Origin of the sequence: Gracilibacillus alcaliphilus (genome assembly GCF_016909015.1) — a bacterium.
Taxonomy (GTDB): Bacteria; Bacillota; Bacilli; order Bacillales; family Amphibacillaceae; genus Gracilibacillus; species Gracilibacillus alcaliphilus.
On sequence record NZ_JAFBFA010000028.1, the window covers coordinates 43542 to 64584 of the forward strand.

The 21043-nt window shown below is 41.3% G+C and carries 17 protein-coding genes; 6 read left to right on the plus strand and 11 right to left on the minus strand.

The features are described from left to right. Window positions 1-606: 606 nt before the first annotated feature. Together gndA and JOD18_RS17540 are read right to left on the minus strand one after the other, a co-directional pair. Window positions 607-2028 carry an NADP-dependent phosphogluconate dehydrogenase gene (gene gndA / locus JOD18_RS17535; protein WP_204670414.1) on the minus strand — a complete coding sequence of 474 codons (1422 nt, stop codon included), beginning with the start codon at window positions 2026-2028 and terminating at the stop codon, window positions 607-609. A gap of 360 nt (window positions 2029-2388) precedes the next feature. Beyond that, complete coding sequence (locus JOD18_RS17540; protein WP_204670415.1) at window positions 2389-3120, minus strand: Cof-type HAD-IIB family hydrolase; 732 nt, start codon at window positions 3118-3120, stop codon at window positions 2389-2391. A gap of 740 nt (window positions 3121-3860) precedes the next feature. Between JOD18_RS17540 and JOD18_RS17545 the strand changes: the two genes are divergently transcribed. After that, a complete protein-coding gene (locus JOD18_RS17545) occupies window positions 3861-4133 on the plus strand; it encodes an ACT domain-containing protein (RefSeq protein WP_204670416.1) in 273 nt (90 codons plus the stop codon). 15 nt (window positions 4134-4148) lie between these two features. Beyond that, on the plus strand, window positions 4149-5510 hold the full coding sequence (locus JOD18_RS17550; RefSeq protein WP_204670417.1) for a PFL family protein: 1362 nt from the start codon (window positions 4149-4151) through the stop codon (window positions 5508-5510). Window positions 5511-5580: 70 nt separating this feature from the next. On the opposite strand, the gene JOD18_RS17555 is transcribed toward JOD18_RS17550, so the two are convergent. Then, window positions 5581-6426, minus strand: coding sequence for a sugar phosphate isomerase/epimerase family protein (locus JOD18_RS17555; RefSeq protein ID WP_204670418.1), 846 nt, complete (start codon window positions 6424-6426; stop codon window positions 5581-5583). Window positions 6427-6526: 100 nt separating this feature from the next. Here JOD18_RS17555 and JOD18_RS17560 point away from each other — a divergent pair, with 100 nt between their 5' ends. Further along, window positions 6527-7525: an ROK family protein gene (locus JOD18_RS17560; protein WP_204670419.1), complete on the plus strand. Its 999-nt coding sequence runs from the start codon at window positions 6527-6529 to the stop codon at window positions 7523-7525. 15 nt (window positions 7526-7540) lie between these two features. Continuing rightward, window positions 7541-8740 (plus strand): MFS transporter, encoded by a 1200-nt coding sequence (locus JOD18_RS17565; RefSeq protein WP_204670420.1) that lies wholly within the window; start codon window positions 7541-7543, stop codon window positions 8738-8740. 90 nt (window positions 8741-8830) lie between these two features. On the opposite strand, the gene JOD18_RS17570 is transcribed toward JOD18_RS17565, so the two are convergent. Beyond that, window positions 8831-10378: a PTS sugar transporter gene (locus JOD18_RS17570; protein WP_204670421.1), complete on the minus strand. Its 1548-nt coding sequence runs from the start codon at window positions 10376-10378 to the stop codon at window positions 8831-8833. A 333-nt stretch (window positions 10379-10711) separates the two neighbouring features. After that, the gene (locus JOD18_RS17575) at window positions 10712-12418 is read right to left on the minus strand and encodes a methyl-accepting chemotaxis protein (RefSeq protein ID WP_204670422.1); all 1707 of its coding nucleotides are present in this window, start codon (window positions 12416-12418) and stop codon (window positions 10712-10714) included. Between the two features lie 202 nt (window positions 12419-12620). Between JOD18_RS17575 and JOD18_RS17580 the strand changes: the two genes are divergently transcribed. Then, window positions 12621-13001: an SLAP domain-containing protein gene (locus tag JOD18_RS17580; RefSeq protein ID WP_204670423.1), complete on the plus strand. Its 381-nt coding sequence runs from the start codon at window positions 12621-12623 to the stop codon at window positions 12999-13001. Window positions 13002-13722: 721 nt separating this feature from the next. On the opposite strand, the gene JOD18_RS17585 is transcribed toward JOD18_RS17580, so the two are convergent. The 5 genes from JOD18_RS17585 to fabI all read right to left on the minus strand — a co-directional run bounded on the left by JOD18_RS17585 (window position 13723) and on the right by fabI (window position 18422). Beyond that, on the minus strand, window positions 13723-14652 hold the full coding sequence (locus JOD18_RS17585) for a metallophosphoesterase (protein ID WP_204670424.1): 930 nt from the start codon (window positions 14650-14652) through the stop codon (window positions 13723-13725). Then, window positions 14653-15492 carry an ATP-grasp domain-containing protein gene (locus JOD18_RS17590; protein WP_204670425.1) on the minus strand — a complete coding sequence of 280 codons (840 nt, stop codon included), beginning with the start codon at window positions 15490-15492 and terminating at the stop codon, window positions 14653-14655. Beyond that, a complete protein-coding gene (locus JOD18_RS17595) occupies window positions 15492-16376 on the minus strand; it encodes an ATP-grasp domain-containing protein (protein WP_204670426.1) in 885 nt (294 codons plus the stop codon). Before JOD18_RS17595 ends, JOD18_RS17590 begins: the two co-directional genes overlap by 1 nt. Before the next feature lie 27 nt (window positions 16377-16403). After that, window positions 16404-17384, minus strand: a complete 981-nt coding sequence (locus JOD18_RS17600; protein WP_204670427.1) for a D-alanyl-D-alanine carboxypeptidase family protein — start codon at window positions 17382-17384, stop codon at window positions 16404-16406. A 258-nt stretch (window positions 17385-17642) separates the two neighbouring features. Continuing rightward, a complete protein-coding gene (gene fabI, locus JOD18_RS17605) occupies window positions 17643-18422 on the minus strand; it encodes an enoyl-ACP reductase FabI (RefSeq protein WP_204670428.1) in 780 nt (259 codons plus the stop codon). 154 nt (window positions 18423-18576) lie between these two features. Here fabI and JOD18_RS17610 point away from each other — a divergent pair, with 154 nt between their 5' ends. Then, the gene (locus tag JOD18_RS17610; protein WP_204670429.1) at window positions 18577-18810 is read left to right on the plus strand and encodes a hypothetical protein; all 234 of its coding nucleotides are present in this window, start codon (window positions 18577-18579) and stop codon (window positions 18808-18810) included. Between the two features lie 4 nt (window positions 18811-18814). Here the strand turns inward: JOD18_RS17610 and JOD18_RS17615 are convergent, their stop codons facing one another. Continuing rightward, a complete protein-coding gene (locus JOD18_RS17615; protein ID WP_204670430.1) occupies window positions 18815-21022 on the minus strand; it encodes a polyprenyl synthetase family protein in 2208 nt (735 codons plus the stop codon). Window positions 21023-21043: the final 21 nt, after the last annotated feature.

The window sequence follows — 21043 nt, forward strand, 5'->3', positions numbered from 1 at the left end:
GCGAGCTCATCGTGATTCCTTTATCTCAGTTGCTTCGGTCCAGTTGTTACGTTTTTACCCGACGCTTTCCGCCTTTCTCGCAGGAATCGACTTCTCTCCGCTCCCATCCTCTTTCCTCTTTTATGTTTCTTGCTTCTCAAAAAAAGGAAGTCGAATACACCTCTAACATGAGGTTATAGGGAGTACATTTTTACTCATCGATAGCAAAAGAAATCTTTGCAGACGATATAGAGTTCGTTTACAAATGGCAACAGCAGTATGGGACTGGCTATTACTTGTTATCGACAACATTAGCGAAGGCCGACCATTTCGACTCCGAAGGGATTCACATGATCTGAAGATCCACTTTTGCCAAGTGATCTTCTTGGCAAAAGTTAGCTGAAGAGCATGTGCCCCTCGGCAGGTTAAGGTCGTGACGTCCTGTCACAACACCTGCACTAGTACGTCCTGTAGTCGGAAAGCGAAATGGTCAGCCGCAGCGGTTGCCTTGCTCTCTATATCTTCTACGGAGGTTATTTCTGGAATAGTTAATAATAGCGGGATTGGATATACTTTCTTATCTTTTAAGAAAAACGCAGAGCAAATGCTCTGCGTTTTTCTGAATTATTAATCTTCTAACCACTCTGTATGGAATACTCCTTCTTTGTCAACACGTTGATAGGTGTGTGCACCGAAGTAGTCACGTTGGGCTTGTAATAAGTTTGCTGGTAATGTTTCTGTACGATAGCTGTCAAAATAAGCCAATGCACTTGCGAAGCCTGGTACTGGAATACCGCGCTCCATCGCAATAGAAAGTACACGGCGTAATGATGTTTGATAGCTTTCCACGATCTCTTTGAAGTATGGATCCAATAATAAGTTAGCAAGCTCTGGATCACGATCATATGCTTCTTTAATTTTTTGTAAGAATTGGGCACGGATGATACAGCCACCACGGAAAATCATTGAAATATCGCCATAGCGTAAATTCCAGTCATTTTCTTCTGATGCTGCACGCATTTGTGCAAAGCCTTGGGCATAAGAAACAATTTTACTCATATAAAGCGCCTGACGAATTGCTTCTACCAACTCATCCTTATCGCCTTCATATGGCGTATCTTGTGCAGATGGCCCTTGAAGCACTTTGCTGGCTGCTACGCGTTCTTCCTTCATAGCAGAGATAAAGCGAGCAAATACAGACTCTGTGATTACTGGTAACGGTACACCCAAGTCTAGTGAGCTTTGGCTTGTCCATTTTCCAGTACCTTTTTGACCAGCAGTATCAAGAATAACGTCGACCATTGGCTTGCCAGTTTCTTCGTCTTTCTTTCTGAAAATATCTGTTGTGATTTCGATAAGATAACTGTCTAATTCACCTTTATTCCACTCTTTAAATACCTCATGTAATTCATCTGCTCCTAATCCTAACACATGCTTCATGATGAAGTATGCTTCACAGATCAGCTGCATATCGCCATATTCGATACCATTGTGTACCATCTTCACATAGTGTCCTGCACCATTTGGTCCGATATATGTTACACAAGGCTCTCCATTCACTTTAGCAGAGATAGCTTCAAAGATTGGTGCAACTTTTTCATAAGCGGATTGTTGTCCACCAGGCATAATAGAAGGTCCTTTAAGTGCTCCTTCTTCCCCGCCTGATACACCAGTACCAATAAAGTGAATACCAGATTCGTCAAGTTCTGCATTACGACGCATAGTATCTTTAAAGAATGTATTACCACCATCGATAAGGATGTCTCCTTCATCAAGAAGCGGCTTTAACGAAGCGATTGTTGCATCCGTTGCTGGTCCTGCTTGTACCATTAGCATAATTTTACGAGGTTTCTCTAACGATTCAACAAATTCTTCAATCGTTTTCGCCCCTGTAAAATTTTTACCCTTTGCTTCCTTGTTTAAAAAATCTTCTGTTTTTTGATAAGTACGATTGAATACCGCTACGGAATAACCTCTGCTTTCTACGTTAAGCGCAAGATTTTTCCCCATTACAGCAAGACCAATCACACCAAATTGCTGTTTTGCCATTCTGTTATTCGCTCCCTTTCGTTATAAATCTGCATTATACCCTTCTCTATTTTATCATAAAATAGACATAATGCGTAAGTGAACTAGTAAATTAACCACTAATCTATATTATACCATATCATTATCTATCACGAGGCGCTATAAGTGCGGATTCAAAAAGTTCGATAAAAAGGACCAAGAAGTTCAAGGCGGCGCAGTTTTGAGTAACGGACTTGCACAGGATGTGTTGACTTCTGCGTTGTCCACACGATGTGGACGATCTTAGTAGAAGTTCCACTTCCTTTTAATACGTGAGTAACGGAAAAGCAAGCCAACGCAGAAATTCGCCATGTCATTTTTATCGGGCTTTTTGAACAACCGCTATAATACCCACTTTTCAATAGATTTGGCAACACCATCATCACTATTAGCAGCAGTGATATCGTTAGCTACTTGTTTAACTGCTTCTTGTGCATTCCCCATCGCAATACCTAAACCAGCTTGTTCAATCATCTTGATATCATTCAGGCTGTCCCCCATTGCCATAACATGATCCATCGTAATACCCAGTCGCTCACAAATGACTTCAATGGCTGCAGCCTTATGCACACCAACTGCATTGATCTCAATATTAGTCGGGCTGGAATTACTCACCTCAATTTCATTCCATTCTGAAATGGTGTCAAGAATCGCCTGTCTAGTATGATGATCTTTAGTATCGAAGCCTAATTTCAGCCATTGATAAGCAGGTAAATCCTCTGGTGCTTCTCCGCGCCAAATACCATCTACAGATGCCAGCCAAGCCCAAACCTCATGCTTATCTCTAAGTTCAACAAGACGTTTAATAGTTTCCGCTTCGATCGTTTGACGAGCAATCAATTCTCCAGACATCGTCCAAATCTCACTGCCGTTTACCGTAATCAAATAGTCAATGCCAATTTCTTTAGCAACAATGGAGCTTGTTTGATAATGCCTTCCAGTTGAAATGATCACTTCTACACCTTTGTCTTGCGCTTGTTTAATAGCTTGTTTATTTGCTTCTGATACTTGGTGATCATCCCCCAGTAATGTTCCATCCATATCCAAGGCAATTAACTTGATCTCTTTTGTCATATAGGAACTCCTTTCCTTATCTGCATACTCTCTATATATTGTAAGCCAAACCGGTAAAATTAGCAAAAACACTGGTCTTGGGTAGGATAGTTACTTAACTTTTGTACGTCGAAAAACTGCATAGCCCCTATAGGCACAAATATTTGTGATGACTTCGGTCGAATAGCAGTAAATGTTTCTCTAAGCTACTGCCTTTCAACTTAAGCTGTTTCGACGTATGGCAGGTATCGAGGGCAAGGCATCCGCTGCGGCTGATCGTTTCGCTTTTCGAGGGGCATTCTCTTCGGAGTCGAAACGATTGGCCTCCCTCTATGGTGTGGTTCTACAACGTTTGGTCGTTTTGTCATGTTAGAATACCTCTGCTCGTTCATCAAGGAAATAAATAGATAAAAGCCATTTAAAAAGTGATTGGATATGGATCAAGCGGTAAAGAGGCTTTCCTGTTAGGCTTGACCGAAGCGAATCTTCGCGTGCTTCTTCAGTCAAAATAATGATAAGGCAAGAAGTAGAGCCGGTTTGCGTAATATCGAGAGAGGTATGTGTTTATTTATGTGTATTAAAGTTGAGTTGTTGCTTAAACAGAAATAATCTGCTGAATATTTGTTTTTTCTTGAATGATATCTCCTTATCCGTTTATACTTAACGTTACATAGAAGAAGACTGCGATAACAAGGTTCGCTGATGATGATTTATTCCAAGCTCTATCATTTCCTAATTCTATAACCAAAGAGGTGATTAACATGCAGAAACGTGCAGTGGTAAGTGTGGTTGGCAAAGATCAAGTTGGTATTATCTCTAAGGTAACAACTGTCCTCTCCGATAATAAGATGAATATTTTAGACATTAGTCAAACGATCTTACAAGATTTCTTTACGATGATTATGATCATTGATATAAAAGACACGACCAACCTTAAACACTTGCAAGAACAATTCAAGCCAGTAGAAAATGAACTAGGTTTAAAAATCAGTATCCAATTGGAGGATGTATTTCAGGCAATGCATCGCGTATAAAAGGAGGAATGCCTTATGCCTATTGGCTTTACAGAGATACAAGAAACCATCCGCATGGTTGAAATGGAGCATCTCGACATTCGTACCGTCACGATGGGAATAAGTCTGCGGGACTGTGCGGATCATGATTTCGACAAACTAAAAGATAATGTATATCAAAAAGTCACAAGCTGTGCAAAGGATTTAACAGCTACAGCTAATCAAGTGGCACAAGAGTATGGTGTACCAATTATTAATAAGCGAATTGCTATTTCTCCTGCGGCTGAATTATTAGGGCATGCCACCAAAAAACAAGCCATCGAACTGGCCATGACATTGGATAAGGCTGCTCAAAGCTTGGGAGTAGATTTTATTGGCGGATTCTCAGCGTTGGTACATAAAGGTATTTCTAAAGGAGATCATGTTTTATTAGAAGCCTTGCCAGAGGCATTAAGTCAAACAGAACGAGTCTGTGCCTCTATCTCGGTCGCTACCACAAGAACTGGGATCAATATGGACGCTGTTGCACAATTAGGTCATATCATCCAGCAAACGGCTAACCTGACCAAAGATAATAATAGTATTGGCTGTGCCAAATTAGTCGTGTTCTGTAATCCGGTAGAAGATAATCCTTTTATGGCGGGTGCCTTTCACGGTGCTGGTGAAGGAGAAACTGTCTTAAGTGTCGGTGTTAGTGGACCTGGTGTCGTCTTGCATGCCTTAAAACGCTATCCAGATGCCGATCTTGGTGAAGTAGCGGATGTCATTAAAAATACCGCCTTTAAGATTACCCGTGCCGGCGAGTTAATTGGCCGTGTCGTGGCTGAACGTCTGCAGGTACCATTTGGAATTATGGATCTTTCTCTGGCACCGACCAACGCCTTAAATGACAGTGTTGCGGAAATATTAGAAGAGATTGGTTTAGAGCGTGTTGGAACCCACGGTACAATTGCCGCATTAGCTTTAATGAATGATGCCGTAAAAAAAGGCGGAGCTATGGCCAGCTCTTATGTAGGCGGTCTAAGCGGTGCATTTATTCCAGTAAGTGAGGATAATGGCATGATTCGCGCTATCGAAGATGGTGCGCTCAATCTGTCGAAGCTAGAGGCAATGACATGTGTCTGTTCTGTTGGGCTTGATATGATTGCACTTGAAGGGACAGCCAGCCCAGCAACATTAGCGGCGATTATTGCCGATGAAGCAGCGATTGGCATGATTAACAAAAAAACAACCGCTGTCCGGATTATTCCGGTAATTGGCAAAAAAGCTGGAGAAACCGTTGAGTTTGGCGGTTTATTAGGGCGTGCCCCTATCATTGGCGTAAATCCATTTCACTCCGATAAACTGATCCAGCGCGGAGGCAGAATTCCTGCACCGCTACAGTCACTGATTAATTAATAGGCAAACACAGAGGTCGTTTCATCTCTAGTCAGGATGAAACGACCTCTGTGTTGATTGTTCATGATAACTAACTAAATAGTTTATTCAAGTTATCCAGACTTTCTTTAACACTAATTAATTCCCCTTTGGCAGAAAAATCTTGTTCGACAATAATATATTGCACACTAGGAATCGCTTCTGCCTTTTCCACAATGGCCTTAATATCCAATACGCCATTCCCTATCTCTGTTATTTCGGTCATATCCAGCTTGGAAAAAGCTACATCAGGAGTGATCGGTCCATCAAAGAGCTCCAATAAATTGACTGGATTTGCTTTAGCTTGCATATCTTTCATATGTACAATGCCTAAGCGGTCACCCAGTTTGTCCATATAAGCAATTGGATCTAAGCCAGCTCTGACAGCCCAATAGGCATCTAGTTCAATTTTGACTAGTTCTGGATCTGTATTAGCCAGCAAAATATCCATTGGTGTCTCGCCACCGCCTAGATCCTCAAATTCATGGAAGTGATTATGATAATAGAAATCCAAGTCATGTTCTTTATATATTTTAGCCATCTTATTACAGTATTCCGCTAGTTCATAAGCATCCTCTTTACTGCTGAAGAAATACGCAGGTAAGACGATACCACTGCTGCCGAGTTCTTTATTAAAGCGGATCACATTCTCTACATCTAAATTAGGGTGGTAATTCACATGGATTGTCGTTACACGTAAACCAAGGCTGTCCATATAAGCCCTTAACTCTGTTGCCGGGATTTCTTCGGAAAAGGTGCCATCCTCATAAATTTCATGAAAGAAAAATTCTACATATTCATAGCCCATTTCACTAGCTTCCTTAAGCGTTTGTTTCATATCTTTACTTAATGCTTCCCTTACAGAGAATAATTGTAATGCAATTGGTTTGGTTATCATTTGACCTGCCACTCCCTTTTTGATGGTTGATTATTTTGTCTAAACATCTTACACTTATTAAAGCTACTTTATAAAGTTAATCTCATTGTGAGGGATTGCCATGAAAAAATCAAGTGGAAAGACGATTAAATCACAAAATATTAATCTTTTGCGCCATACTTTAAAGACTCGGCGTGCAGCGACTAAGTCTGAATTGGCCACTGCCACTAATTTAAGTGTAGTTACCGTAAATGCCCTGCTGTCGGAACTTATCGAAACTGGTGAAGTAAAGGAAGGAGCCTATATTCCATCTACAGGCGGGAGACGTGCCATTAATTTTAGTTATCATGCTGAATTCCGTATTGGATTAGTTTTATTACTAAATGAAACAGATAAACAGGATAGTTGTACCGTCTATCTCATTAACCTTCATGGAGAAACTGTTTATTGTCAGGTGCACGCGACTCCAGGTTATACCTATCAAGACATCGAAAGTATTACGGCTGACATGATTGCACAGCATCCACAAATCACTGCGATTGGCATCGGTATACCGGGGCAGCCGGTTAAAGGCAAAATCACGGTAAGCAGTCACGAAAAGCTTAATGGCATACAATTAGCTCAACAGCTGGAATCACAGTTTGGCATACCTGTGGCTTTAGAGAATGATATTAATGCTGCTGTTAACGGTTATTGTACACGAAGTCAACATACAGAAAAACAATCCGTTGCAGGGATTTATTTTCCCAGAAATAGTGCACCAGGCATGGGCTTATACATAAATGGCCGGATAGAAAGAGGCAAGGATGGCTTGGCCGGCGAGATAAAATACTTGCCGATCGCAGAGAATATGGTACATGGGATTTCGCCAGCCTCTTTTCCAGCTGTCTATTGTTACCTGCTGCATATCGTCACCATTATCCTTGCTCCCCATCAAATCATTATTTATCAGCAGTCGATAGCAGACGAACAGCTGCAAACGGCTTGGGAGGCCTATCAAACAACCAATACGCTGCCATCTGTCCCTGAGATTGTATATCTTGATACATTTCATCAAGATTTCTTGAAAGGGATCAAGGCATTAACACTTGAACAGTTAGAAAATGTTCTAATGGATTAATTGGAGGATATACATATGAAAAAACTTGTTATTATGGGGTGTTTCACCTATCTATTATGCGGAATCGGACATATTATTATTGGAACCGTGTTAGAACCTTTAATCCACTATTACGGGGTAAGTTACAGTGATGGCGGTCAGTTAATTATGAATCAATTTCTTGGTTTTCTTGCTGGTGTATTGGCAGCACCTGCCATTCTAAAAATCATCGGGCGTCGGATTACTTTATTTATTGCCCTTTTATTATTTGCCAGCTCACAACTGTCCTTATTTCTGTTATTGCCGTGGAATATCATGTTATGGATCATCCCCTTAGGCGGTGCTGGTTTTGGGATAATGGAAACCTTGCTGGCAGGCATGATTATTGGGGCGTTACAGGATAAAAAGGCCTCGATTATGACATTAACAGAATTGTTCTTTGGAATAGGTGCCTTAGCGATACCTGTTGTATCTGCTGCTTTTATTGCAACAGGACACTGGAATAACATCTTTGCTGTTGTATTTGTTATTATTCTTATCAGCTGCAGCTTATGGACATTGCTTCACTTTGGTCAATATGAGCCATTATTAAAAAGACAATCCCAAACAGAGAAAACGGCTCATACTGCTGCAAAAATACGCTATCCGAAGACGGCTTGGCCGGTTATTTTTCTGGGGTCGCTGTTCTTCTTTTTGTATGTTGGGGTTGAGATGACATTCCCTAATTATCTGCCATCGATTTTGTCGATGACTTCTGACTTATCGTCATCAGCATTAGCACTCAGTATTACGGTGTTCTGGGGAGCAATGACATTCGGCCGGTTATTAATGATTCTTATCATTGACCGCGTTGATATTAGAAAGCTGTTCTTTGTTACCGTGTTTGGACAAATGATTTTCCTCGGGTTATTTGCCCTTTCTCCACATATAGTCTTTAGCTATATTGTGATCTTTTTTGCCGGTTTAATTATGGGAGGTATCTTTGCACTAGGATTGTTAGTAGTAAACGAAGGGATTCCTGGTTTGGAAGATCGAACTACCAGCTTATTAATAGCAATGGGTGGCTTAGGCGGTGCCTTCCTGCCCAAACTTGCCGGCAGCTTGCTAGACACCTACCCTGTTACCGTCACCTTATGGGTGCTGTTTGGCTTCGCAGTACTGATGACTATCTTGATGATCTTGATCCGTAAGCTAAGCAAACAATTAGCGCTAAAGCTCAGACAAGAAGCGACCTGATTCCATCAGGCCGCTTTTTTTAATTTCAAAAAAAGAAATCAGCTGATAAGGGATTATACACCTCATCAAATGACTTCCTGTTTTGTTATATTATCTCGATTTACGGTTAAAGTAATTGACCGTCAGTGTAATTAGAAAAGCTAACAAACATGGGATCACCATTGCAATGATAAAACCAACTGGATTATTTGCTAACAGGGGTGCAGTAAAAGTCGGCACATAGGCTGTTCCCCTAATATCAAAGAAACCGACTAAGGCACCGCCAACACTGGCAGATATCAATGCCCCGCCAAAGATCCATTTGCTCGAAAACATAAACGGATAAGCCGATTCCACAAAGGTACCAAACCCCATATTAATCGCAAATCCTGGTGCAGCTACAGCTGCCTCGCCTTTATCACGCGGACGAATAATATTGGCCAGGTTTATTCCGGCCGCTACCATCACAAGCCCAACCATATCAATCGCACCTAAAAAGCTAGCTCCGGTACGCTCCATATCTAACAAAACAATTGGTAAAATAGCGGCATGATAGACACCACCGATAATAGCCGGCCAAATAAGCAGACCTGCCACTGCCCCAGCAATAATTGGATTAAAGGCAATTGTGATCTCAAGCAGCTGCTTAATGCCGTCTCCAATAAATAAGGCAATTGGTGCAATAAAATAGAACACCAGTAAACCGGCAATTAAGCCCGCAATCCCGCCAGCACCAATGTTAACGGTTGTCATTGGAAAACGCCATTCAACAAAGGTTTTAAACAGGAATCTCACTAATAAACCAGCCATGATACCACCGATCAATCCACCAATAATCCCGCCGTCAACCGATAAAACACCGGCTATCACTCCGGCAACAATCGATACTTCATCCAATTCTGATACTTGTTTTGCAGCGATCACCGCAATAATAACCGGTAAAGCCCCGATTAAAACTTGAAAGACATCCTCTAAAAAACCAAGTGCAGGGATTTTACTTAAAGCAAGCACCAAGGCCATGGCAATAAAGCCTGGCAATGCTGCCATCATAATCCCGCGAATATTAATATTGCGCAACCCGCTGCCCTTTGATACCTGCGACTTGCCGCTGCCTAATATTGGCCGGTACGTTAATTTAAATTCTTTGCTTAACGAGGTAATAAACGATACCGCCCTTGTTCGGTTAGTAGTTCCTGTTGTACCAGAAGTAGAAATAACTCTGCACCCTTTGGAAGCAATCGCAGCCATTGAGGTGCCGCCAGTTCCAACAATCGGTATCTTTGTTTTTGCAGCAGCCTCCAGCACTTGCTGGTTCGCACCCTCTGGATCCCCACTCATGACAATTAAGCCATCGATTTTGCCGGCTTCAATTTGTTGAGCAATCGCTTGATCCAGCTGTTTTGCCTGTTGGTTAATCTCCGCCAAGCTGCCTTCCGCACTTGGAGACAGCCCATGTTCACTTTTCTGCCAAATAGACGCTTTTGTACTGTCTTTTGCTGTATCCATCGATTCTGAAGCAGCAATAAACTGGATTGCCGTAATGACAATCCCAGCACTGTCTGTCTGTTGTTCAATTTCTTCTAATAATTGTTGAGGGTGTTTACCGCCTAAATTATAGAGGTTCCCTCCACTGCTTCCAATAATTGCTATGTTCTTCACATTGTCTCCCCCAAGATCGTTCCCCTTATTATGTAAGCATAAAATTATATCATAACTTCCTCTAATCATAGAAGTTTCCTATGCTTCCTATGCAGAAATTTGTCATGTCATTTTTATTGGACTTTTTGACATCCTCTTAATAGTATAAAAAAAATCAGCACTAGATACTAGTATATTATCGGAATATTTCTACTTTTCTGTCTGAATAAATATGAATGCCGCTTTTTTAAAATAAACGGCAGTGTTTTTCCAATTAAACCCAGCAATTAAAGAAGCCCCTAGTACTAGCTGCAAAGACAGGACATGGTGTATCATCTTTGCAGCGGGATCAGATTAAAGCTTGAACTTGACAATTAACTGATTCAGGTTTTGTGACAGGTTGGCTAATGATTCGGCATTACCAGCCATCTCCTCCATCGAAGAGGATTGTTGTTGTGCTGTTGCTGCACTCTCTTCAATACCTGCTGCTACTTCTTCTGATGTGGAGGCAATATCAGCACCGGCTTCTGTTACTCGTTCACTGTCTGTCTGCACCTGCTGGAGATTGTCACTTATTGTATTAATCCTTATCATCATCTCTTCCATCTGCGTCTGAATCGTTTGAAAGCTTTCTTCACTTGCATGAACACGTTGATTCCCTAATTCTACGGTGGCATAGCCCCCTTCTAAAACAACTGCAACTTCTTTAGTCTCTGACTGCACACCGCCAATAATACTTGTTATCTCTGCTACCGATTCACTGACCTGTTCCGCTAATTTTCTAACCTCATCGGCTACGACAGCAAATCCTTTGCCAGCTTCTCCTGCTCTGGCCGATTCGATGGCAGCATTTAATGCCAATAGATTGGTTTGATCGGCGATTTGCTGGATCACATCAATCAAGGTCGAAATTTTATTTGACTGTTGTTCCAAGCTTTGCACCTTTGATACTGTGGTTTGCATAACTGCGGTGATGTCTTGCATCTGTTGAACCGATTGATGCAGCTGTGACTCGCTTTCTTCTGATAATTTTATTATTTCCAGAGAGGATTGCTGCAATGCTTGCCCCTCTGTAGCGGACAACGCAATCTGGCGGTGTAACGACTCCATCGTTGTCGAAATATCACTGGAAGCCTCGGCCTGTTGTTCTGCTCCATGAGCCATCTCATCCATGGTTATGGCAATTTGTTGTGACCCTTGACTTACTTGTTCTGCTGCCAGTGACAAGTCTTCACTCTGTTGATTAACTTGGTGTGCAATCGATTGGACACCGCCAACCATTGCCTTCAATTCTTCTACCATCTGATTAGTGCTTTTAGCCAACTTGCCTATCTCATCCTGGCGCTCTGTTCCAGTAATGCTGACATCCAGATCACCACTAGCCACTTGCTGATTGACAGCGACCAATTGATGTAATGGTTTGGTTATTTGTTTGATTAAGATGGCACCAAGTATGATTAATAACAAAATAAATACTATGACCGTGATTGCCGTCGTCCAAATAATATTATTAGTATCAGCCTCTAGTCTGTTAATAATGACAACGGTTTCATTTTCCATCTCCTGCTGCAGAAAATCAATTTCATTCCGAGCTGTTTCAAACTGTTCCCGCATGTCGATTAACATTTCACCGACATTCTGATCATCTATCGTTGCAGAGAAAGAACCTGCTGCTGATTTCCATTGATTAAACGCCTGATAAAAATTGGCGAAGCTTTCTTCAACCATAGCTTCATCTAGGTTTTGACTATATATTAAAATCTCCTCTGCCGCCTGCATTCTTTGTTCTACTTGCTCGATATTTTCCTGAAAGGCACCGCCTGCATCTGCAAAAAAGCCGGTAAAAATAGCTTGATCTGCCTGGTACAAATCTCTATCTGCATTAAGCAAGTAATATGTAGACTGGTAGAGGTGATCATATAGTTCTTGTCTCAATTCTTTACTTCCTGTTAAAATAGTAGTAATGAATAAGAAGCTACTGGCCAAGATTACCAAAATGGCAATAGATAATACAATATATAATTTGGTCGATAGCTTTCTATTTCTGATGAACTGTCGCATATAAATTCCTCCTTTGCACTTATATCGACAGTTTTTGATAAAATATTTATAGTAGATATTTAAAAAGCACCATAAAAAATGACTCCATAAGTGTCAGTATTGCTGCCATAGTACCAGCACAGCTGACATTTCTGCCGGTTTGTTTCTTTTTTTCGAATTTATAACATGTACCTACCTAATTATTTATTGGAGTGTGAATATCATGCAGCAGCTAATATTTGAAGAAGCTTGGAATAAAACCATCAGTTTAAAGGATCGCCATGAATTAGAAACACTTTTTCAACAAACTAAAAACACGGCCTCTGAAGGAATATTTTTTTCTATCGTCCGGATTGCTGTCAATCATCGCAATGACTTACTGGTGACTGCATTGGTGCATAACTTTAACCATCAAGCACACAAGCTGACTGAAGAAACGATACTCCTGCTTGAGAAGAGCCACGTATTATCGAGACTGACGATTACCGATTCCAGACTCCAGTTATCAGCCAAGACCTCGATGCCATGGACCTTTATCTTTAGTGATATAGACCAGCCGCAGCAAATCAAACAGACTTCTCTTACCCTTTCTTTATCAAACTAAAACTGTCAGCACGGAAAGGTTCCCCCTCTGCTTATAGTCTGTCAGCGTTTTTATATAAAAGTCCGCTAAAAAAGAGGCTGTTGCACAATTAAACAACTGATTGTGCAACAGCTTTATTCTGCCTGTATACTTACACAAGTAGATCGACTTCTTAACAAAGAAAACAGCAAATATTTCAACGTATGGCAGATATCGTGAGTAAGGCAATCGCTGTGGTTTGATTCTACAACGTTTGGGAGTCTTACATCTTCCGTTAGTTCGTCAAGGAATGATAAAGGGATAATAGACGTTAGGATAGTTCCAAGAGATGAATCAAGCTTAACTATTAAGCTGCATGGGATAACTCAGGATAGTGGACCATCATGTTGCTTCATCGATTGTAGACATATGAGTAAAAAAACTTGATGGTGATATTGTCCATTTTTCTTCATAGAATGCTTCCATCAGAAGTAATTAATTAAGCAGTTCTAGGGAGCAGCCAGTCATGATGCTATTTCTTGCATGAAGTGTAGAACTATTTCCTAGCGTAGGTCAACTACGAAGACTCCTATGGGAACAGGACGAGCTGAAGATCCACTAAAAAAGCGGTTTTCTTTTTTAGTTAGCTGAGGCCGTCCCCATGGCAGGCTAACGTCGCGACGACAATCGCCACGCCTGCACTAGTACGTCCTGTACGTCGAAAAGCGAAGGGCTTGGCCGGAGCGAATCTTTGCACCTTTATTCAGTCAAAATAATAACAAGGCAAGAAAGGAGAACGGATTACACGATAATAAGGTGTAAGTGTTTGTCTATATGTGTGAAAGTAGCCATGACTGATTTCAATTAAGCTGAATTGACTCTGATTAAGCAGTCGTACGGGAGCGCCTGTGGTGCCTAAGCCGCTGTCAATATATAAGTACCGCTCTTCGCCTAAAGGGTATATCCCTTTATCCAGCTTTGGAAACAAACCATCATCAGGTGCAATTAACGCACCAATCAATGGTAATCTAATCTGTCCGCCATGAGTATGTCCGCTTAGAATCAAATCAGCAGGTACGTGCGGGTAGTGCTGTGTCACACTTGGTGCGTGAGAAAGCAGGATGGTATACAGATTTTTATCTATCCCTTCAAAAGCCTCGGCTAGATTCTCACGTTCGGTCGATACGTCATCGATACCAACCAGCTGAATTTCGACACCTTGATAGGATAAGGTCACATGACGATTATGCAGAATGGTCACCCCTCGCTCCGTCAACTCATTCATCAAACCGCCAAAAAAGCAGCTCTCCCATTCATGATTGCCTGTTACATAGAAAACTTGGTCATGGATAGCCGTGATTTGATCCACAAGTGTTAAAGCATCTGTCAGATCTTCTGTCTTGCGGTCAATCAAATCCCCAGTGATCACAATCAAGTCTGCTTCAGCTTGCTGAATCTCTTCCAAAAGCCGTTGATTCTCATCTGGAAATACTTGATTATGAATATCTGTCAGCTGCAGCAGCTTAAGCTGGAAACCTTCGGGAAGTTTATCGCTTTGAAATGGCACTTTATTGATCTTAAAAGTATTGGTATCCACGTATATTTTCGCCGATATAGCGGTTATAACTGCTAAACTCAATACCACACGAAACCAAGCCTTTTTATAAAAAGGTCTGTTCTTTTTGCCTGTCATTTACTTGCCTTCTTTCCCCAGTCTGCCGACGATATGCTTAAGATACATCGAGGCAATATTTACATCTGTCAGCTGTACTAACGAACGACTCCCGACAATATCCTCGACTTCGTTCAACAGTAAGTGCTGATGGCTATCAAACACAAAATCAATTCCAATAAAATCAGCAGGGAAAACCTTGATAATCTGCTCCACCTGCTCCCTCTCTTTTTGGGATAAAGTATATAATGAGATGTGTCCGCCTAATGTATAATTGGCCTTGAAATCTTGAGCGGATTGACGCAGAACGGCACCAATTATCTGGTTCCCCATCACAAACACTCGTAAATCTTTTCCAAGCGTAACAGGTGATTGAACAATATATTGATCTGCAGTAAGAGGCTGCAATTGGGCAGGGTCGTCTATTTTAAAGACTTGCCGACCGCTTCTGCCTCTTGTGTCTTTCAAAATAAATGGATATGGATAATGATTCGGATTAAACTGATCTTGGCTCACAAACATGGTGTCTGCCATCTTGATGCCGTAACTGGCAAAGAGCTGATGTGTCTTCGCCTTGTTATTGGCAATTTCTGCTACGTAAGCATTATTAAAAACAGGTATCTGTAAATACTCCAATTGTTTAGATAACAAAGGATCCATCGCACGCATCACAACAAACTCTGGCAGAGAGGCCTGACCTGCTCTGACAAACAAATTCCCTTCATGCACACCATAGTTAATATCGTGATAGAAAATCAGCTCTAACTCTATCCCTAATTCTCTTGCTTCCAATTGAAGCCATTCAATAAATCTTCTATTATTGTTGGCATCCTCACACCTATAAATCAGCCAGCCTTTCATCATAATTGCTCCTTTATATAACCCAGCATAGCCTTGGTAAGGTCAATTCCTGTACAATCATAGATATTTTTAAAATGGGCATTAGAATTTATTTCACATAAGATTGGCTCCTGATTCGCCCCAAACAGCAAATCAACACCAGTAAAATCTGCCCCGACTAATTGACTGCACCGCACTGCTAACGCTTTTTCTGCCTCTGTTGGCTGATAAGGGAACATTTTGCCGCCTGCCGTTACATTTGCCCGAAAATCACCTTCAGCCTTTCTAAGCATCGCTGCCACCACACGATCCCCTACTACATGCAGACGAACATCCTTACCATAACTGGATTGCACATACTGCTGAAAAATATAAGGAGTATTCCCCAGTTCGTGTACCTTTTGCCGCAATGTTCGTTCATTTTGAATATAATATACCTGCTCTCCAAAAGAGCCGAAAGATTCCTTCATAATCAGAGGAAAACCTAATGTCTCGATAACTTGTGTTAAGTGACGGTCATCTTGGACAGACCGATATATCTTGGGAGCAATAATCGTTTTCGGCATAGGTATGCCCTGATTTGCTAATTGCTGGTGAGTTAATGCCTTATCATCACAAATTTCAATCGCTCTGGCACTGTTAAACAGACGTATGCCCTGCTGTTCCAGCTGTCTTGCCAAAAACAGATCTTTGTCCCAAAAAAAGACAAAGTCAGGTGCGGGCCCAGGCCTATCTGGCTGCAGCTTGGCATTACCTCCATCAATCGTGACTAATAACTCATGGTTTGCCACAGCTTCCAGCTCGATATCAAACTGGGAGGCCGTCCGGAGCAGCCATTCCACTTGTTCAGAGAACTTCTGTGTATATAGATTCCCATTGTAGATAATCCATCCTTTTAATTGCATGGCTCTTCTTCCTTTGTTCGTATTATTTTACCAGTTATCTCTTAAGGCAAATGCTTCATCATACAATGCAGCAGTATCCGCAAAACGCTGCATTTCACTTGACGTGCCTGTGACCACTGAAATTAACTGTATACCATCTCGTTCTACCGTACCAGTAAAACAATAACCAGCTATATCGGTATAACCTGTTTTCAGCCCGCCCACTCCGTTATAGGCTAATTCGCCTTGTAACATCCGATTGGTATTAGGATAGCTTTGATCGCCCTTGATATAGTCAGCTTGTTTCATTACCTCCAACACTTCTGGAAATTGCTGAAGCAAATAAACAGCCAGGCTTGCCAGATCATTGGCTGACATCGTATTGGTATCATCAGCCGAACCTGTTGAATAATACTCCCCTAATAAATGATTATCTAATCCAGAGCTATTGACGAAAGAAGATTGCTCTAAGCCCAATTCTGCTGCTTTTTGATTCATCGCTTGTACAAACTCCTTTTCTGAGCCGCTGACCGTCTCTGCCAGGGCAATGGTTGCCCCATTAGCCGAATGTATCGCCATTGCTGCAAATAGTTCCCTTACCGTATATGTCTCATCTTCTCTTAGTCCCACACTGGCAAAGCCAGGATGATTAGAAATCGCCAAGGCATAATCGCTGACTGTCACCTCATCCTCCCAATTTATTTGTCCTGCTTCAATAGCTTCTAATACAAGCAGCTCTGTCATCATTTTAGACATGCTGGCAGTTGGTACTGCTTGGTCACTATTGGATTCATAAAGGATATGACCTGATTCTGCATCGATCAATAAGGCTGTTTCTGCCTCTAATTCGATATCACTTATCACCCAAAATCGGTCGGTAATTTCATCTGGCAATTGGTAGTCCATTCGTATTTTTTCAGAAGCAGCTGCCAAACTGCCAGCTAATTTCGGTTTGAAATCAAAGGCAACAATAAGGATAGCTGCTAATGTGATCAGCAGTAAAGCTATCAATAATAAACGTTTTTTCATGATGATTCTCCATCTCTTGTTTTATTCCGTTGTTTTGATTGGTGGCTACAGCAGTTATACGATAAGAAAAATAAAGCGAGACTTGTCATCAATTGAAGGGTGATGGTAGCGAGGTGTTAACACTGTGTCTTCCTACAATCCGTCCTAAACCCAGGTGTTTGTTTTACTATGTAAGCAAAGTTATAACTTATTTTTCTTATTGTACAAAAATGAACCATCAGCCGCATAACAACATATGTAGCTGATGGAGGTTTGGGATTATCCTAAGATATTATAGCCTGAATCGACATAGACAATTTCACCAGTTACGCCTCGAGATAAGTGGCTGAGCAGTGCTAATGTCATATCGCCGACCTCTTCTTGTGTCACATTGCGCTTCAGAGGAGCCTCTGCTTCAATTTTGTGCAGAATCTCATTAAAAGATGGAATACCTTTTGCCGCTAATGTTCTAATTGCTCCAGCAGAAATGGCATTAACTCGGATATCCTGCCCGCCTAAGTCTAAAGCTAAATATTTTACCGCTGATTCCAATGCAGCCTTGGCCACACCCATTACATTATAGCCCGGTACGGCACGTTCTGCTCCTAGATAAGTCATTGCAATAATAGAACCGCCTTCTGTCATCAAGCGCTGGGCTTCACGAGCTACTGCAATGAGCGAGTATGCACTGGTATCTTGTGCAAATGCATATCCCTCTCTACTTGTCTCCACAAAACGGTTTTTTAAGTCTTCCGCATGGGCAAAGGCAATAGAATGTACCAACCCATGAATCGTACCTACTTCAGATCCAATCTCTGTAAATGCCTGTTGAATGCTTTCATCACTATTAATATCACAGGCCAGCACAAGTCTTGCTTCTATATCATTTTTTTCTAAAGCCTTGTTCAATTTAGCAAGAGAACGCTCTTTACGATATGTAAAAATTAAATTGGCACCTGCCTGATGAAGCGACTTTGCTACACCCCAAGCAATACTTCGCTCATTTGCAACTCCCATAATGACAATATTTTTATCTTGAAGTTTTAATAAGTTTTCCATGATAGCCTCCTATAAAAAGGGTTTGAATTAGTACCTGATACTAATATAACACATTTATACAAGAAAAGAAAAAAGATATTCTATACGCATAAAACCAATTCAAACGCCAAAAGCTACAGTTATAAGTGTGTATTCAAAAAAGGTGGTGTATATCATGACATTCTACTTACCGATTGCCTGTTTGCTCATTATTGTCGTTGCGGCTGCCGCACTGATTTATACGTTAAAGGTAGGTCAAACAGTGGATAACCAGAAAGGAGAGCATGACCAAGATACAACAGCAACAGCGAAACACCGGATTTTATTAAACCCGGTGTTCTTAGCCTATGTCATTGGATTTGGCGGATTACTGCTGTTCATCTTTTACTTAACCATGACCAACTATTAATACATTAGTGATCACGGAACAATAAATAATCTAAAAGCTGACGAAAGAAAGGTATAGGCGGCAGAAAGGCCAAACAGTCTCTGGCAACTAAATAATCCTGCCACATCTCCCGGCGGGCTCCCTCTACTCCCAACATCGTAACAAATGTGGCACTTTGATTGTGCTGATCCAGTCCGGCCGGTTTACCTAATTGTTCGGTGTCTCCCTCCAGATCTAATAAATCGTCTTTAATTTGAAAAGCGATCCCAGCATGATAAGCTAAACGTTTGATAGCTTGCTTCTTATCTGCGGAAGCTCCTGCTAAAATAAGCGGCATCATCAGAGAGGCTTCAAAACCAAGGCTTGTTTTGTATACCGATAATTTCCTTAATTCTTCCAAACTCAACTGTTTTGCTTTTGCTTCTAAATCCATCCACTGTCCCTTACACATCTCCTGAGTAATCCGAGTCGAATAGGCGATCAGTTCTAAAACTAAGCTTGGATTCTGATGCTTGATTAGCGCCTGTTCCTCTACTGCCTTTTGTGTCATCCATAATCCCGTTAACTCTGCAACGGCAGGATTATATTTTGCATGTAAAGTCTGTTTCCCCCGTCTGATCAAAGCATTATCTTGTGATGGTAAATCATCAAAGATCAAGGAGGCCGTATGCATATATTCAACAGATTTCACCAATGGCAGGATCATTTGTTCTGACAAACCAAATCCTTCCTTGGCCATAATCCAGGTCATAATCGGCCGTAAACGCTTAGCACTGCCCGCCAAGCTATAACCTGCCGCCTGTTCTAAGGTATTCTCCATCGATTCAATAGATAAATATCCCTCAATGTGAACCTTTGTTGTCTGCATTTTGGCCAGAAATTGCTGTTTGGATTGTTCATTTTGGCCCAAGGTCTCTAACATTTGATCCCGCATCCATTTGTCAAAAAAAGCTACATTCTTTGTACGTTTAACAAACTTTTCAAGGGTTTGGTCGAACTTCTCATCAATAGAAAATTGCTGCATAAAAGACTGATATCGCTCTTTGCCCAGCCTTACTCTCAAGCGCTTAAGCCCATTGACAGCCCGGTCTAAAATGATCTCCCGAATCTCTGCTTTTTCTGGATACATCGTGTGTATAAAGTAATAGATTACCGACCAGTACATGGCAAAGGGATTGATCAGCTCTGGCTGCTGTGGATGATAGGTGACAAAATAGGTATACGGAGTTACGTTGTGATTGGCTAAATCTTCAGTCAGATCGGCTAAGTCATCGGCCAGCTGATTATAGATCCCATAGTGAAACATGTTCTCTTCTACCCGGTCATCCTCAGAAAAGGAGCGAAAAGAACGGACAATTAAGCGGGAGGAAGCAGATTTTAGAATCACCGGCAGATAAAGCTGTTCATTCGTATAATCAGCTTGATCGAGCCGCTTCTGTCGGTCTTGTTCTTGTCCCTCAAAGAATAAATAAGCATTTTCCAAGAAATCTTGCTGTCGTTCGATCGATTGATTTTCTTTCAAGTAAGTAAATGCCTCCGCCAATTCCTGATGTACAGCTGCCATAAACGACTGATTCGCTTCCTGCCAATCTGTTTGTTTGATCGAACTAACCTTTCCCGTTAATAAGGTTTGGCGAATAAAAGAAGCAAATACTCTCTTTTCATGCTCTGTGAGTAAATCAGCATCTAGAAGATCATCTATCAACGGATACGTTAACCCATAGTAATAACCGATTCGTACTGCTTGATCTAAGCGTTCCCGCCTTACGCTTGGCGAGGCTTGCTCTTTTAGTTCTTCTATTTCATGAATAATAACACCGGCAATAATCTTGATCAGTTTACGCTTTGCTTCCTTTTTATCCAAACCTTCAGGCAACATAGCAGAAATCCACTTGAGCTTATCAATCAGCCAAAAGAAAACCGGCTCTAAAGATTCTTTCTCTGCGATTCGGTATAGCTCTGCCATATCAAACGATACTTGCTGCTGGTTGCTATTAAGGTATTGTTTGATATCTTTCGTTATATCTGTGATCCGCTTTTGCAGTGCTGGCGAGGTAATATTTCGGCCTAAGTCGCGAAAATAAATATAAGAAACACTCCGAAACAAGTAAGAATCAAGCTGTCCTGCCTTGGCTAATTGTGTAAGGAAGAAGTGATTGGATTGTTGTCCCCACTTTTCTGCATCTACCCATTTTCCTTTTTTTGCATGATAATATTGCTGAAGGTCTTCCATCAGCCTGGTTGTAAAATCCTC